This is a genomic window from Actinomadura rubrisoli (genome assembly GCF_004349215.1).
Classification (GTDB): Bacteria; Actinomycetota; Actinomycetes; order Streptosporangiales; family Streptosporangiaceae; genus Spirillospora; species Spirillospora rubrisoli.
This window is the reverse complement of record NZ_SMKU01000052.1, coordinates 1-13959: the sequence shown is the minus strand read 5'-3', so window position 1 is coordinate 13959 and position 13959 is coordinate 1. Positions and strand designations below refer to the sequence as shown.

The window sequence follows — 13959 nt, the reverse complement described above, 5'->3', positions numbered from 1 at the left end:
CCCGGTCCCGGCCGGAGCGGCGGCGCATCCAGAAGTGGCCCGGGGTCCAGTCGAGCCCGTCGCGGCTGTCGGAGCCGAGGATCGGGCCGAGGACGGCGAGGGCGATGACGAGGGCGAGCATGAACACCATGAGTCTGTCCTTTGGGATCGTGGGTCCCCGGAAGGGGCCCGGAACGTTCCCGCGCGGGGCGATCGGACTTGGCGGGGTCTCCGCCGCGTTTCCGTCGCACCATCAGTTTGACTCGGTCCAACTTTCAGGTCCAGCGACTGTTTCTGCAGTGTTTGTGTAAGAATCGCTTCACTATGTTGGATCTCGGCCGCCTGCGGGTGCTCCGCGAGCTGAAGCGGCGCGGGACGGCCGGCGCCGTCGCCGAGGCCCTGGGCTACAGCCCCTCGGCGGTCTCCCAGCAGCTCGCCCAGCTCCAGCGGGAGGTGGGCGTCCGCCTCGTCGAGCGGGTCGGGCGGCGGCTGCGGCTCACCGAGGCGGGCGAGGTCCTCGCCGGACACGCCGAGGCGCTGCTGAACGGGGCGCAGCGGGCCGAGGAGGAGGCGCTGTCGGCCGGCGGGCGCGTCGCGGGCGTCGTCCGGCTCGTCGGCTACCAGACGGCGCTGCTGCACGTGCTCGCCCCCGCGCTGCCGCGGCTCGCCGCCGCCTATCCCGACCTGGTCGTGGACGTGCTGGACGAGGAGTTCGTCCGGGTCTTGCAGGCGCTGGTGCTGCAGGAGATCGACGTGGTGCTCACCGACGAGTACACGCGGCTTCCCCGCCCGCGCCGTCCCGAGCTGACGTCCGAGGTGCTGATCACCGAGACGATGCGGATCGCGCTCCCCGAGGCGCACCCGCTCGCGCGCGACGCGGGCCCGGTGCGGCTGGCCGATCTCGCCGGCCACCCGTGGGTGACGGGCTACGTCGGCACCAACCACGCCGATCTGCTGGAGCGGACCTGCGCGGAGTTCGGCGGCTTCCGGCCGGACATCCGCTACCGCTCCAACGACCTGACGGTCATGTTCGCGATGATCGCCCAGGGCGGCGCGGCGGCCCTGGTGCCCGATCTGGCGCTCGCCGAGCTGGAGGCGGGCATCGTCGTGCGCGACACCGCAGGCGTCCGCGTCGACCGCCAGATGGTCCTGTGGACCCGCGTCGGCGCCGACGTGCGCCCGTCCGTCCACGCGGTCGTGCAGGAGCTGCGCTGCGCCGCCGACGCCCTCGCGGCGCGCCGCCCGAGCCTCACCCGGGGCCCCCTCCCCTGAACGCGTCCGCTCGCGGCGGGCCGGTGGCCTGGCGCCCGCCAGACCACCGGCCCGCCGCTTCGCTCAGCCTTGGACGGGCTCCAGGGGGAGGGAGAGGCGGGAGCCGAAGTCGCCGATCCCGTCCGTGCGGCGCCCGGCGGCGAGGCGTTCGGCGGAGACCTCGCCGTAGAGGGTGGTGCGCTGCCTGGCGGGACGTCCCGCGCGCGCGGCGATCTCCTCCAGCTCGCTGATGGGTTTGAACGAGCCGTTCTCCGATCCCGCCATGCGGCTGATGGTCTCCTCCATCAGCGTGCCGCCGAGGTCGTTCACCCCGCCCCGCAGGACGCGCGTGCACAGCTCGTCCCCCATCTTCACCCAGGACGTCTGGATGTTCGCGATGGCGCCGTGCAGCAGGATGCGGGCTAGCGCGTGGACGGCGACGTTCTCCCGGGCGGTCGGCCCCGGACGGGCCAGCCCGGCGAGGTAGATGGGCGAGTTGTGGTGGACGAACGGGAGCAGCACGAACTCGCTGAACCCGCCCGTCCGCTCCTGGAGGGAGCGGAGCAGCTTGATGTGCGCCACCCAGTGCGCGGGCGTGTCCACGTGCCCGTACATCATCGTGGAGGTCGTCGGGATGCCGAGGTCGTGCGCGGTGGTGACGACCTCGATCCACTGGTCGGTGGGCAGCTTGCCCTTGGTCAGCACCCAGCGGACGTCGTCGTCCAGGATCTCGGCGGCGGTCCCGGGCAGCGAGTCGACCCCGGCCTCCTTCGCGGCCTCCAGCCACTCCCGGATCGACAGGTCGGTCCGGGACGCGCCGTTCACGACCTCCATCGGGCTGTAGGAATGCAGGTGGATCTCCGGCGCGCGGCGCTTCACCTCGCGGGCCAGGTCGAAGTAGGCGGTGCCGGGCAGGTCGGGGTGGATGCCGCCCTGCATGCACACCTCGGTGGCGCCCGCCGCCCACGCCTCGTCCACCCGGTCGCCGACCTGCTGGAGGGAGAGGGTGTAGGCGTCGGCGTCGGTGCGCCGCTGCGCGAACGCGCAGAACCGGCATCCGGTGTAGCAGACGTTCGTGAAGTTGATGTTGCGGGTGACGACGTAGGTGACGTCGTCGCCGACCGCTTCGCGGCGCAGGTCGTCGGCGAGCCCGGCCAGCGCGTCCAGATCCGGGCCGTCCGCGTGCAGGAGGGCCAGGGCCTCGTCGTCGGAGAGCCCCGCCGGGTCCCGCTCGGCGCGTGCCAGGGCCGCCTTCACGTCGTGCGCCATCCTGGGGGGACGGCCGTCCGGGCCCGCTCCGGCCCCATCGCCCAGGCGCTCCTTCAGCGCGTCCCAGTCGCCGTAGACCTCGTCGAAGTCGTCGCGCCGGTCGCCGGTGCGGCCGGTCGTGTCGATCTCGGTGTGCAGGTCGGTGCGCCCGAACGCCTCGAAGCCGCCGTCTGGCTCCTGCCAGGGCCGTCCCTCGGGGACCGCGTCCTCGCGCGCCAGGCCCGTCGCCGGGTCGGCCAGCGCCGCGACGTGCGCGGCCAGCCGCGGGTCGAGCCACGGCTCCCCGCGCCTGACGTACTCGGGGTAGATCGTGAGCCGCTCGCGCAGCGCGAACCCGGCGTCGGCGGTCCGCGCGGCCAGCTCGTCGATCTGCGGCCACGGCCGCTCCGGGTTGACGTGGTCGGGCGTCAGCGGGGACACGCCGCCCCAGTCGTCGATCCCGGCGCGCAGCATCAGCGCGTACTGGTCGGCGACGAGGTTCGGCGGGGCCTGGACGCGCGCCTTCGGGCCGAGGACCAGCCGGGCCACCGCGATCGTCGCGGCCAGCTCCGCCAGCTCGGCGTCCGGGGTATCGCGCATCTTGGTGTCGGGCTTGGCGCGGAAGTTCTGGACGATCACCTCCTGGATCGCCCCGTACTCGCGCATCGTCCGCCGGATCTCGAAGATCGCGTCCGCGCGCTCCTCGGCCGTCTCGCCGATGCCGATGAGGATGCCGGTCGTGAACGGCACGTTCGTCCGTCCGGCGTCCTCCAGGACCCGCAGCCGGACGGCGGGGTCCTTGTCGGGCGAGCCGAAGTGCGGGCCGCCCTTCTCGCTGAACAGCCGCGTCGCGGTCGTCTCCAGCATCATGCCCATGGACGGCGCGACCGGCTTGAGTCGCTGGAAGTCGCGCCAGGTCAGCACGCCGGGGTTCAGGTGCGGCAGCAGGCCGGTCTCCTCCAGCACCCGGATCGCCATGGCGCGCACGTAGGAGAGCGTGTCGTCGTAGCCGTGCGCGTCCAGCCACTCGCGGGCCGGCTTCCAGCGGTCCTCCGGGCGGTCCCCGAGCGTGAACAGGGCCTCCTTGCAGCCCATCGCCGCGCCCTGCCGCGCGATCTCCAGGACCTCGTCGGGGCTGAGGAAGGGCGAGTCCAGCCGGTGCGGGACGGTCGCGAACGTGCAGTAGCCGCAGCGGTCGCGGCACAGGCGGGTCAGCGGGACGAACACCTTGCGGCTGTAGGTGATGACGCCCGGACGGCCCGCGGCCTCCAGCCCGGCGTCCCGCGTGCGGGCGGCGTAGGTGAGCAGATCGTCGAGCTGGGCCTCGCGGGCCCGCAGAAGAGTGGCGGCCTCGGAAAGGTCGAGCGTCTTGCCGTCGCGTGCCCGGGCCAAGGCCCTGCGTACCGCGTTGTGAGTGACCTCCATGCGGGCACTCTATGCCAATCGTCATATTTTCGGCCGCCCCGCCCCCCGGGGGAGCCGCTAGACGACAGCCTCTCCGTCCCGCGATCTATTCCCTCCGGCACGCGTCCGGTATTACTGAGCGCTGTGGAGTCTGGGGGCGGGACGCGACGGCCGGTCGTCTGGGCGGCGGCGGGCGCGCTGCTGGTGACGGGGTTCGGCGGCGGGGCGTGGGCGCTCGGCCTGTTCTCCGGGCCGTCGGCGTGCGCCGGCGCGTCGCTGGATCTGCCGGTCGCGGCGCAGCCCGAGATCGTGCCCGCGCTGCGGGACGCGGCGTCCCGCTTCAACGTGGAGAGACACCGCGTGGCCGGACGGTGCGTCCGCGCACGCGTGACGGCGGTCGCCCCGGCCGACTACGCGCGCGACCCGGGGGTGCGGAGCCGCGCCGACGCGTGGGTGCCGGAGTCGTCGCTCTGGCTCGGCGTCGTCCGCGGCGCCGGGGACGCCTCGATCCCGGCGGCCGGAGTGTCGCTGGCCGCCTCGCCCGTGGTGCTCGCGACGACCCGTCCGGTGGAGGAGGAGTTCCGGGACGCCGGCGTCGAGCCCGGCTGGAAGCTGCTCATGGACGGCGAGGCGGGCGGCCTGGACCTGGCCCGGCGGGTGGCCGACCCGGGCACCGGCATGAGCGGGACGGTCGCGATGATCGCCGTCCGCCAGGTCGGCGGGAAGAAGGCGGGCGGCGTCGCCCGCGCGCTCCGCCGGGACGCCGCGTCCGGCGGATCGCCTGCGGTCCTCGCGGGGCTCGTCGAGGCCGAGCGGTTCGACCGCCCGCTCGCCGTGACCTCCGAGCAGGCCGCCGTCGCCTACAACGGCACGCACCGGCCGAACCCGGTGTCGGTGCTCCGGCCGGACGAGGGGACGCTCGCGCTCGACCACCCCTACGTCGTGACCGCCCGCGACCAGCGGCGCCGGGAGGCGGCGGAGGCGTTCCGGGACGCGCTGGGGACGCGGTCGGCCCGCGACATCCTCCAGCGGGCCGGCTTCCGCGCGCCCGACGGCACGTTCAGCGCCCGGTACGCCCGCGAGCACGGCCTGCCCGAGGCGGCGCCGCGCTTCCTGCGCTTCCCGACCCGCAAGGAGATCGACCGGGCCCTGGCCTCCTGGAAGACCTGACGACCCGGGCATGGCCCAGCGCAGGACGGGTCAGCGGACCTCGATGAACGCGTCCGGGCCGCGCGGCGGGCGCTCGCGCGGCGGGGCGGCCGGGTGGCCGATGCCGACGGCGCCCATCGGATCCCAGCCGTCCGGCAGGTCCAGGGACTCGCGGACGACGTCGCCGCAGAACATCGTGCTCGACACCCAGCACGAGCCCAGCCCCTCCACGGCCAGCGCGACCAGGAGATTCTGCACGCCCGCACCGGCGGCGACCACGAACATCTCCCGCTCGGCGCGCGCGCGGCGCTCGTCGGGGTAGTCGTGCGCGCCATCGGTGACCAGGCACGGGACGACGAGGTACGGGGCGCGGCGCAGCACGTCCCCGCGCCGGAGCCGCTTGGTGATCGACTCCTCGGAGAAGCCGTCGCGGCGCAGGTCGGCCTCCCACGCGTCGCGCATCGCGTCCAGCAGCCGGGTGCGGGACTCCGCCGACTCCAGCAGAACGAACCGCCAGGGCGTCGTATGGTGCGGCGCTGGGGCGGTGATCGCCGCGGCGACCGCGCGCCGCACCGCCGCCGGGTCGACCGGGTCGGCGGTGAACTCGCGGATCGTGCGCCGCGCGTGCAGCACCTCCGACGACCCGTACCGGAACATGTCCTCGGCGGGCGGGCGGACGAGCTCCCGGGCACCCGGGCCGTCCTCGCGCGTGACAAGGCCAGGCAGGCCCCGGACCACGGCGATCGGCACCCCGTCGAGCTTGCCCTTGACCAGCTCGGCGGCCGCGGCGATCTCGTCGGCGACGGCCGTGACCGTGGCGTCCAGGCGGTTGCCGTACGCGTCGTCGCGGCCCCGCAGGTCGCTGAGCGGCGCGAGGCCCGCGACGCCGATGGCGGCGTCGACGAGCCCGTTGCGCCAGGGCCGTCCGAGCGTGTCGGACACGATGACGGCGACGTCCACCCCGGCCCGCTCGCGCAGCCCGGCGCGGATGCGGCGCGCGGAGGCGTCGGGGTCCTCCGGGAGCAGCAGCACCGTGCCCGGCGCGGTGTTGGACGAGTCGACCCCGGCGGCGGCCAGGACGAGGCCGTGCCGGGTCTCCACGATCCGGGTCTCGCCGCGCGCGTGCGCCCGCCGCGCCACGACCCGCACCGTCTCGGCGTCGATGGCCTTCTCCCGGTCGCCTGCGACCAGGACCCGCCCCTCCGCCTTGCTCACGATCTTGGACGTCACGACGAGGACGTCGCCGTCCCGCAGCGTCCCGGGCGGGATGAGCGCGGCGATGTCGTCGCCCTCGGCGACCTCCGGGAGGCCGGGGACCCCGGACACCTCCAGCTTCGCCGCGCCCTCCCCGGACGCCGCCGCGGGCCCGCTCACGGGGCCACCTCCGCCCGCTTCAGCTCCAGCGCCAGGTCGAGCGCCGCGCGCGCGATGGCCGCGGTGGCCTCCGGGTCGCTCATCAGCAGCGGGCGGGACAGCACCTCGATGCCCTCCACCCGGACGCCCGCGTCCGCGTCGTCCACGAGCCAGCCGTCCAGCAGGCCGAGGCCGTAGTGCTCGGCCACCGCCTGCGCCGAGGTCTCCACGCCGATCGCGGTCAGGCAGGCGTCGGCCATGCCCCGCACCGGCGCGCCGCCGATGATCGGGGAGACGCCGACCACGGTCTTGGCCGCGACCGCCTCCCGGATCCCCGGGACGGACAGGATCGTGCCGACGCTCACCACCGGGTTGGACGGCGGGAACAGCACCACATCGGCCGCCTCGACCGCCGCCAGGACTCCGGGCGCGGGCTTCGCGTCGTCCGCGCCGACCGCCGCGATCGACAGCGCCGGGACGGACGCGCGCAGCCGCACCCACCACTCCTGGAAGTGGATCGCGCGCCGCCCGTGCTCCGGGTCGTCGATCACGACGTGCGTCTCGACCTGGTCGTCGGTCATCGGGATCAGCCGCACGCCCGGCTTCCACCGGTCGCACAGCGCCTCGGTCACCGCCGACAGCTTGTAGCCGGCCGCCAGCATCTGCGTCCGGACGATGTGCGTCGCGAAGTCGCGGTCGCCGAGCCCGAACCAGCCTGGCCCGACGCCGTAGGCGGCGAGCTCCTCCTTGACGGTGAACGTCTCGCCGGCCCGTCCCCAGCCCTGCTCCTCGTTGATGCCCCCGCCGAGCGTGTACATCACGGTGTCCAGGTCGGGGCAGACCCGCAGCCCGAACAGCGAGATGTCGTCCCCGGTGTTGCCGATGACGGTGATCTCCGCCTCCGGGGCCGCCGCCCGCAGCCCGCGCAAAAAGCGGGCCCCGCCGATGCCGCCCGCCAGCGCCACGATCCTCATGCCGTCAGCCTAGAGCGTGGTGTGCGGGCGCCCGGCCGCGGTGCGCGATTTCGCCGGAAGCCTTCCTCTTACGACGTTTTGAAGCCCCGCGGGGCACAGAGACGCCGGAGGGCGGGATGTGCAAAGCTTTGCCTGTCACCCGATTGCCTCGGTCTGGAGATGTTCCCGTGAACAAGGAAGCCGTCCAGCGCCTGCGCGAACCGGCCGCCTGGGTGTTGCTCGCCGCGGCGGGCGTGCATTTGCTCGCAGGCATCATCCTGCTCCTCGGCGGTGACGGAAGCTTCACCTTCCGCGCGTTGAACGAGACCGGCGACGGCGTGTTCACGCAGTTCGCCGTCGTCGCGATGCTCGTCCTGGCGGTCCTGCTGGCGGCCTGGGGCGACGCGCCGAGCCCGCAGGCCCGCACCATCACGATGGGCGCGCTCGGCGTCCTCGGCGGCATCGCGCTGTTCGGCGTCATCTCGTGGCTCGCGGGGATGCTCGCCGGGTCGGAGGTGGCGCCGGCGCTCACCAAGCTGGCGTTCTTCCTTGAGGGCGCGGGCAAGCTCGCCGTGGTCGGCGTGGGCGGATGGTTCGTGTTCACCGTCTTCCAGCGCATGCAGCCGGCGCGTCCGGCGGGCCAGCAGCAGATGCAGCCGGGCTATCCGGACTACGGCTACCAGCAGGGCCAGCCGGGGCAGCAGCAGTACGGCGCCCAAGCTTACGGCCAGCAGCAGTACCAGCAATACCAGCAGTACGGCCAGCCGGGTGCCGAGGGGCAGCAGCCCCAGCCGCAGCAGCCGGGGTACGAGCAGCAGGGCTACGCCCAGCAGCAGTACGGGCAGCAACCCCAGTACGGCCAGCCGCAGGACTACCAGCAGTACGCCGCCCAGGCCGGCCAGCAGCCGGGCCAGTCCCCGCAGCCGGGCTACGAGCATCCCGTCCAGCCCGGGCAGCAGCAGCCCGAGGAAGAGATGGGCGAGTGGACCCGCGCCTACGGCGGGAGCGGCGGGCAGGAGCAGCAGAATCCGCAGGGCACCCAGCCCGGCCAGCCGCAGCAGGGCGAGCAGGCTCCCGAGGACGGCGGCGACTGGTACAGGGACAACCGCCCCCCGCAGTGACGTCCCGATTAACTGATCTTCAGCCAAAGGCCATCGAGCGCATCCCCACAAAGCCCACTATGTCCCCCCGGAAACTCGTTCCGCTTGACGGAGCGGGCGCTACACGCGTGTAATTTCGTGGGTGTGATTTCTATGCCTTCTCGGGGGAAGGAGCTCGAGGGAAGGCATTGACCAGGGGGCTCCACGGGCAGGGAGGTGCGCTGTGAGCGAGGTAGTCATCCCGCTGGCGCACGGCACAGAGGGTGAAGAGTTGGGCTGGCAGGAGCGCGCCCTGTGCGCGCAGACCGACCCGGAGGCGTTCTTTCCGGAGAAGGGCGGCTCGACTCGCGAGGCCAAGAAGGTGTGCCGGGCATGCGAGGTGCGAACGGAGTGCTTGGAGTACGCGCTGCAACACGATGAGCGTTTCGGTATCTGGGGAGGGCTCTCGGAGCGGGAACGCCGCAAGCTGAAGCGTCAGGCCGTCTAGCGCGGGACGGCGGGCCGGCCCTGCGCGGCCGGCCGGAGGTTCAGGGCCGGTCGGGTCCGGCGGTGCCGAAGGGGAGCGGCGCCGCGGGTGCCCGGCCGGGGAAGGTCTCCCGCGGCCTGTGGCCGCGCACTGGATCTCGGGGGATCCGCAGCGTGCCCGCGCGGCCACGCGTACAGTTGTCAGCCGTGTCGGCCCCCGGGCCGGCACGGCTGCTGATTGTCGTCCCACAGATCGAGGGGACCCTTGTCGCCCACTCTCGATCGCCATGTCGTCACGGCCGTCCTCGTCGCCCATGACGGCGCGCGCTGGCTGCCCGAGACGCTCAAGGCGCTGCTGACGCAGGCGCGGCCGGTGCAACGTCTCCTGACGGTGGACACCGGAAGCCGCGACCGCGGCCCCGCCGTGCTCGCCGAGGTGATCGGCGCCGGCAAGGTCCTCACGCTGCCCCGGACCACCGGGTACGGCGAGGCCGTCGCGGAGGCCCTCCGGCAGGACGCGGCGTCCGCCCCCGTCCCCGACGACGACCCGGGCCATCCCCGCACCGAGTGGGTCTGGCTGCTGCACGACGACTCCGCCCCCGCCCACGACGCGCTCGCCCAGCTCCTGCGCACCGCGGACGGCGACCCCAACCTGGCGGTCCTCGGCCCGAAGGTCCGCGACTGGGACGACCGCCGCGTCCTGCGGGAGGCGGGCGTCGCCATCGACGGCGCCGGACGCCGCGAGACTGGTATCGACCGGCGCGAGTTCGACCAGGGCCAGCACGACGGGGTGCGCGACGTGCTGGCAGTCGGCAGCGCCGGGATGCTGGTGCGCCGCGACGTGTGGAACCGGCTCGGCGGGTTCGACGTCGAGTTCGGGATGTTCCGCGACGACGTCGACTTCTGCTGGCGGGCCCACGCGGCCGGGCACCGGGTGGCCCTCGCCGGCGACGCCGTCGTCTACCACGCGGAGGCGGCCCGGCGGGGCGTCCGCGAGGTCGGCATGACCGCCGAGCGCCCCAGCCGCGTCGACCGCCGCAACGCGCTCCTCACGCTGCTCGCCAACCAGCCGCTCGCCCCGACGCTCCGCGCGCTGGTGCGCAACGTCTGGGCGTCGCTGGTCCACGCGCTCTACCTGCTGATCGTCAAACGGCCCGACGCGGCCCGCCAGGAGCTCGGCGCGCTCGGCGACGTCCTGCGCTCACCCGGGCGGCTGCGCAGGGCGCGCGCCGCGCGTGCGGACGGCAGGACGCGCGTGTACCGCAGCGTCCGGCGCTTCCAGCCGCGCCGGGTCGCGCTGAGCCGGGCGGTCGAGGCCGTCTCGGAGTACCTCGCCGCGCACGAGCGGGGCCGCGAGGAGCCGGGCGACGAGATCCCGGCGGACGAGCCCGGACCGATCCAGCGGCTGCTGGCCCGTCCGGGCGCCGTCGTCGTGCTCGCCCTGGCGGCCGTGGCGCTCGCGGCCGAGCGCTCGCTGGTCACGGCGGGCGGGCGGCTCGGCGGAGGCGCGCTCGTCCCCGCGTGGGGCGGGGCGAGCGACCTGTGGGCGCAGTACACCTCCGGCTGGCATCCCGTCGGGCTCGGCACGGGCGCCGGGAGCCCGCCGTGGGTCGGGGTCGTCGCGGCGCTGTCCACGCTGCTGTTCGGCAAGCCGTGGCTGGTCGTGGCGATCCTGCTGCTGGGCAGCGTGCCGCTCGCGGGCCTGACCGCCTACCGCGCGTCCCGGGTGCTGGTGCTGGAGCCGCCGCGCACCGGGCGCCGCGCCCGCTCCAGCGGCCGCCGGATCCCGGTCTCGGTCGTCCGGGCGTGGTTCGCCGCCGTGTACGCGCTGCTGCCCTCCGCCACCGGCGCCGTCGCGGGCGGCCGCCTCGGCACCGCCGTGGTGCACGTCCTGCTCCCGCTGATCGCCGTGAACGCCGCCCGGATGTACGGGCTGCCGCGCGCCGCCGCCGACGCCCGCACGCTGCGCAAGCGCGCGGCCCGCGCCGCGTGGGCGGTCGCACTGCTGCTGGCCGTCGCGATGGCGTTCGTCCCGCTCGTCTGGCCGCTGGCCCTGGCGGGCGGCGGGCTGGTGCGGGCGCTGTCCGCCCGTCCCGGGCGGGTGGGCCGCCGCAACCTCGCCATCGCGCTCGGCGTCCCGCCGCTCCTGCTGCTGCCCTGGACGGCCGGTCTGCTGCTGCACCCGTCCCGGTTCCTGCTGGAGGCGGGCCTGCACCGGGCGGCCGGGCCCGCCGGCGCCGCCGACCTGCTCGCGCTGAACCCCGGCGGGCCGGGGACGTCCGCGCGCTGGGTGCTGGCCGGGCTGCTCGCGGTCGCCGTGTGCGCGCTCCCGCTGCGCTCCCGCCGGACCACCGTCCTCGCCGGCTGGCTACTGGCGATCTTCGCGCTGCTCGCCGCGATCCTGACGAGCGCCGCGACCGTCCCCAAGGGCGCCGACCACGCGCCCGCCTGGCCCGGTGTGACGCTGCTGTTCGCGGCCGCCGGGATCCTGCTCGCCGCGACCGCCGCCGTGCAGCGCGGCACCGAGGTCCTGGCGGGCAAGCACCTGATCTACAAGGCCGGCGGCGCGGTCGTCGTCCTCGCCGCGCTCACCGCCCCGGTCCTGGCCGCCGCGATGTGGATCATCGGGGGCGCGGGCGGGCCGCTGGGCACGACCGACCCCGACGCCGTCCCCGCGTTCGTGCGGGAGCCGGGCGGGCCGCGCACCCTCGTCCTGCACGGGGACGGGAAAGGGCGCGTCTCCTATACCGTCCTGCGCGACGCCCGTCCCATGCTCGGTGAGTCCGAGACCCCGGCGGACGGCTCCGCCGAACGCCGCCTGGACGATCTCGTGGCCGGGCTCGCCGCCGGGCGCGAGGGCGACGACGGGCCCGCGCTCACGCGGATGGGCGTCCAGTACATCCTGGTCCCGCGTCCGGCGTCCGACCGGCTCACCGGGGTCCTGGACGCGGCGCCGGAGCTGACCCGGCTCAGCCGCACCGGCACCTTCGCCGTGTGGCGGCTCCAGGGCGCCTCCGCGCGGATGATGCTCCTCGACGGCCCCGCCGTCACGCCGCTTCCGGCCGGGAAGACCGGCGCCCGGGTGCGCATCCCGCCGGGGACGGGCCCGCGCACGCTCCTGCTGGCCGAGCCGTCCGACGGCGGCTGGCGCGCCTCCCTGGACGGCCGCGACGTCAAGGCCCGCACCGTGGACGGATGGGCCCAGGGGTACGAGATCCCCGCCGCCGGAGGCGACTTCGCGCTGACCAGGGACATGACCATGCGGCACGCGTGGGTGATCGTCCAGGGCGTCGCGGTCCTGCTGGTCGCCGTCCTCGCGCTGCCGGGCGCCCGGTCCGACACCCTGATGCCGACGGGCGAACGGGAGCGCGGCCGCGGGCGGCGCGCCAGGGCGAAGGCACGGCCGGGCCGCCACAACCGCCGGGATCCCGGAGAACCGCAGGAACCCGCTCCGGCCGCGGAGATGCCCTTGCCACGCGAACCGGCCGACGACAAGGACGTCCCACAGGACTCCCTAGAGGTCGCCTCAGAGGAACGTTCCTGACATGGACAAGATGCTCCGGCTGCTCAGCCTCCGCTACGCCACCGCGTTCCTCGTCCTGGTCGCCTTGGGGGCCCTGTACGGGGCCGCGTCGCTCTCCCGTCCCTCGGCCGATGCAGAGCGGAAGGGCACACGCGCGCCGATCAGCTCAGCGGTGTCCGTCTGCCCGGGGCATGAGGGCGGACGGCTGAGCGTCCAGTCGTTCGCCGCCAAGGGAGCCCCTACGGGCGGACGGGCCGACACGGTCGAGACGCACGGCGGGGCCCCGCTCGCCTCGATGAACGCGGCCGGTCAGAGCTGGAACAAGGACCTGGGCACCACCGAGGACTCGTTCACCGTCCGGGCCAAGGGAGCCGTCGCCGCCGGGCTGGAGGCCGAGCAGACCACCCACTGGTCCGGGGGCCCCGACCGCGGCCTCGCCGGGGCCCGCTGCACCTCGCCCAGTACCGACCTGTGGTTCCTCGGCCCGGGGCCCGTCGCCGCCGACACCCTCGATCTGTACCTGACCAACGTCGACTCCCAGCCCGCGTCCGTGGACGTCACCGCGCTGTCCGACGCAGGGCCGCTGGACACGACCGACGGACGGGGCACGCCCATCGAGCCGTACAAGACCGAGGTCGTGCGGCTCGGCAAGTCGCCGGAGGGTCTCGGCGACATCGTGCAGACCGCCCGTGACCTGGCCCTGCACGTCCACGCCACCAGCGGACGGGTCGCGGCGTCCCTGCGCGTGCGCGTCGGCGACAAGAAGGGCGTCGAGTGGCTGCCGCTCTCGCCCGAGCCCGCCTCGTCCCTGATCGTGCCGGGCGTCCCGAGCGGATCCGGCAAGCGGCGGCTCCTGGTGGGCGTCCCCGGCGACGCGCCCACGCGGATCAAGGTGCAGGTGCTCACGCCGGACGGCGCGTTCGCGCCGCAGGGGCAGGACGTCGTGGACGCCCCGGCCAAGACCGTCACCTCCGAGGACCTGGAGCGCGCCCTGTCGGGCAAGCCCGCCGCCGTGCGGCTGACCGCCGACCGGCCGATCGTCGCGGGCTTCGCCGCGGAGCGCGGCGCCGACGTCGCCTACGGCACCGCGACCGCGCCCCTGGGCACCGCGGACGGCCCCGGACGGCTGGTGTCCGGCGTCGTCGCCGACAACCGCTTCGACGCCTCGCTGACGCTCACCGCACCGGCGGGCGCCGCGGCCGTCCAGGTCACCGCCATGGGCGCGCAGGGCCCCGGCGCCCCGCAGGAGATCAGGGTCGCGGCCGGGCGGACCGTCGAGGCGAAGATCACCGCCCCGGCGGGGGGCGACAAGGGCTTCGGCGTCCTGATCACGCCGCGGGCCGGGTCGGCGCCCGTCCACGCGGCCCGGACGATGGCCACGGGCAAGGGCGACGACTACCTGTTCACCGTGCTGCCGGTCGTCCCGGCGGCCACCACCCAGTGGCTTCCCGAAACGGCCGACTCGCAGAGCTCGCTGATCGACTAGCGGACCGGCCGAGGGGACCAGCCGGGGGATCGGGCGGGAGACCAGGTG

Annotated in this window: 9 protein-coding genes; 6 read left to right on the top strand and 3 right to left on the bottom strand. The window is 74.8% G+C overall.

Annotated features, from left to right (window positions below; translation table 11 throughout):
- Positions 1-303: 303 nt before the first annotated feature.
- Complete coding sequence (locus E1298_RS13215) at positions 304-1251, top strand: LysR family transcriptional regulator (RefSeq protein ID WP_131892838.1); 948 nt, start codon at positions 304-306, stop codon at positions 1249-1251.
- Positions 1252-1314: 63 nt separating this feature from the next.
- Here the strand turns inward: E1298_RS13215 and E1298_RS13210 are convergent, their stop codons facing one another.
- Positions 1315-3903 carry a bifunctional FO biosynthesis protein CofGH gene (locus tag E1298_RS13210; RefSeq protein ID WP_131892836.1) on the bottom strand — a complete coding sequence of 863 codons (2589 nt, stop codon included), beginning with the start codon at positions 3901-3903 and terminating at the stop codon, positions 1315-1317.
- A 123-nt stretch (positions 3904-4026) separates the two neighbouring features.
- On the opposite strand from E1298_RS13210, the gene E1298_RS13205 reads away from it, so the two are divergent.
- Entirely contained in the window at positions 4027-5052 is a 1026-nt protein-coding gene (locus E1298_RS13205) for a substrate-binding domain-containing protein (protein ID WP_131892834.1), read from the top strand.
- Positions 5053-5082: 30 nt separating this feature from the next.
- Here the strand turns inward: E1298_RS13205 and E1298_RS13200 are convergent, their stop codons facing one another.
- Both E1298_RS13200 and cofD read right to left on the bottom strand, forming a co-directional pair.
- Complete coding sequence (locus E1298_RS13200; protein WP_243725556.1) at positions 5083-6405, bottom strand: coenzyme F420-0:L-glutamate ligase; 1323 nt, start codon at positions 6403-6405, stop codon at positions 5083-5085.
- Positions 6402-7358, bottom strand: a complete 957-nt coding sequence (gene cofD / locus E1298_RS13195; protein ID WP_131892832.1) for a 2-phospho-L-lactate transferase — start codon at positions 7356-7358, stop codon at positions 6402-6404. The genes E1298_RS13200 and cofD overlap by 4 nt, the downstream gene beginning before the upstream one ends.
- Before the next feature lie 167 nt (positions 7359-7525).
- Here cofD and E1298_RS13190 point away from each other — a divergent pair, with 167 nt between their 5' ends.
- From E1298_RS13190 to E1298_RS13175, 4 genes are all read left to right on the top strand, one after another.
- Positions 7526-8458, top strand: coding sequence for a hypothetical protein (locus E1298_RS13190; protein WP_131892830.1), 933 nt, complete (start codon positions 7526-7528; stop codon positions 8456-8458).
- A gap of 202 nt (positions 8459-8660) precedes the next feature.
- Entirely contained in the window at positions 8661-8924 is a 264-nt protein-coding gene (locus E1298_RS13185; RefSeq protein ID WP_131737837.1) for a WhiB family transcriptional regulator, read from the top strand.
- Between the two features lie 243 nt (positions 8925-9167).
- Positions 9168-12446: a glycosyltransferase family 2 protein gene (locus tag E1298_RS13180; RefSeq protein WP_131892828.1), complete on the top strand. Its 3279-nt coding sequence runs from the start codon at positions 9168-9170 to the stop codon at positions 12444-12446.
- A gap of 1 nt (position 12447) precedes the next feature.
- Positions 12448-13911 (top strand): DUF5719 family protein, encoded by a 1464-nt coding sequence (locus E1298_RS13175; RefSeq protein WP_131892826.1) that lies wholly within the window; start codon positions 12448-12450, stop codon positions 13909-13911.
- The last annotated feature ends 48 nt before the right edge of the window (positions 13912-13959 follow it).

Coding starts and splice junctions, on each gene's coding strand:
- E1298_RS13215 (WP_131892838.1), top strand. CDS start 304: ATGTTGGATCTCGGCCGCCTGCGGGTGCTCCGCGAGCTGAAGCGGCGC.
- cofD (WP_131892832.1), bottom strand. CDS start 7,358: ATGAGGATCGTGGCGCTGGCGGGCGGCATCGGCGGGGCCCGCTTTTTG.
- E1298_RS13210 (WP_131892836.1), bottom strand. CDS start 3,903: ATGGAGGTCACTCACAACGCGGTACGCAGGGCCTTGGCCCGGGCACGC.
- E1298_RS13175 (WP_131892826.1), top strand. CDS start 12,448: ATGGACAAGATGCTCCGGCTGCTCAGCCTCCGCTACGCCACCGCGTTC.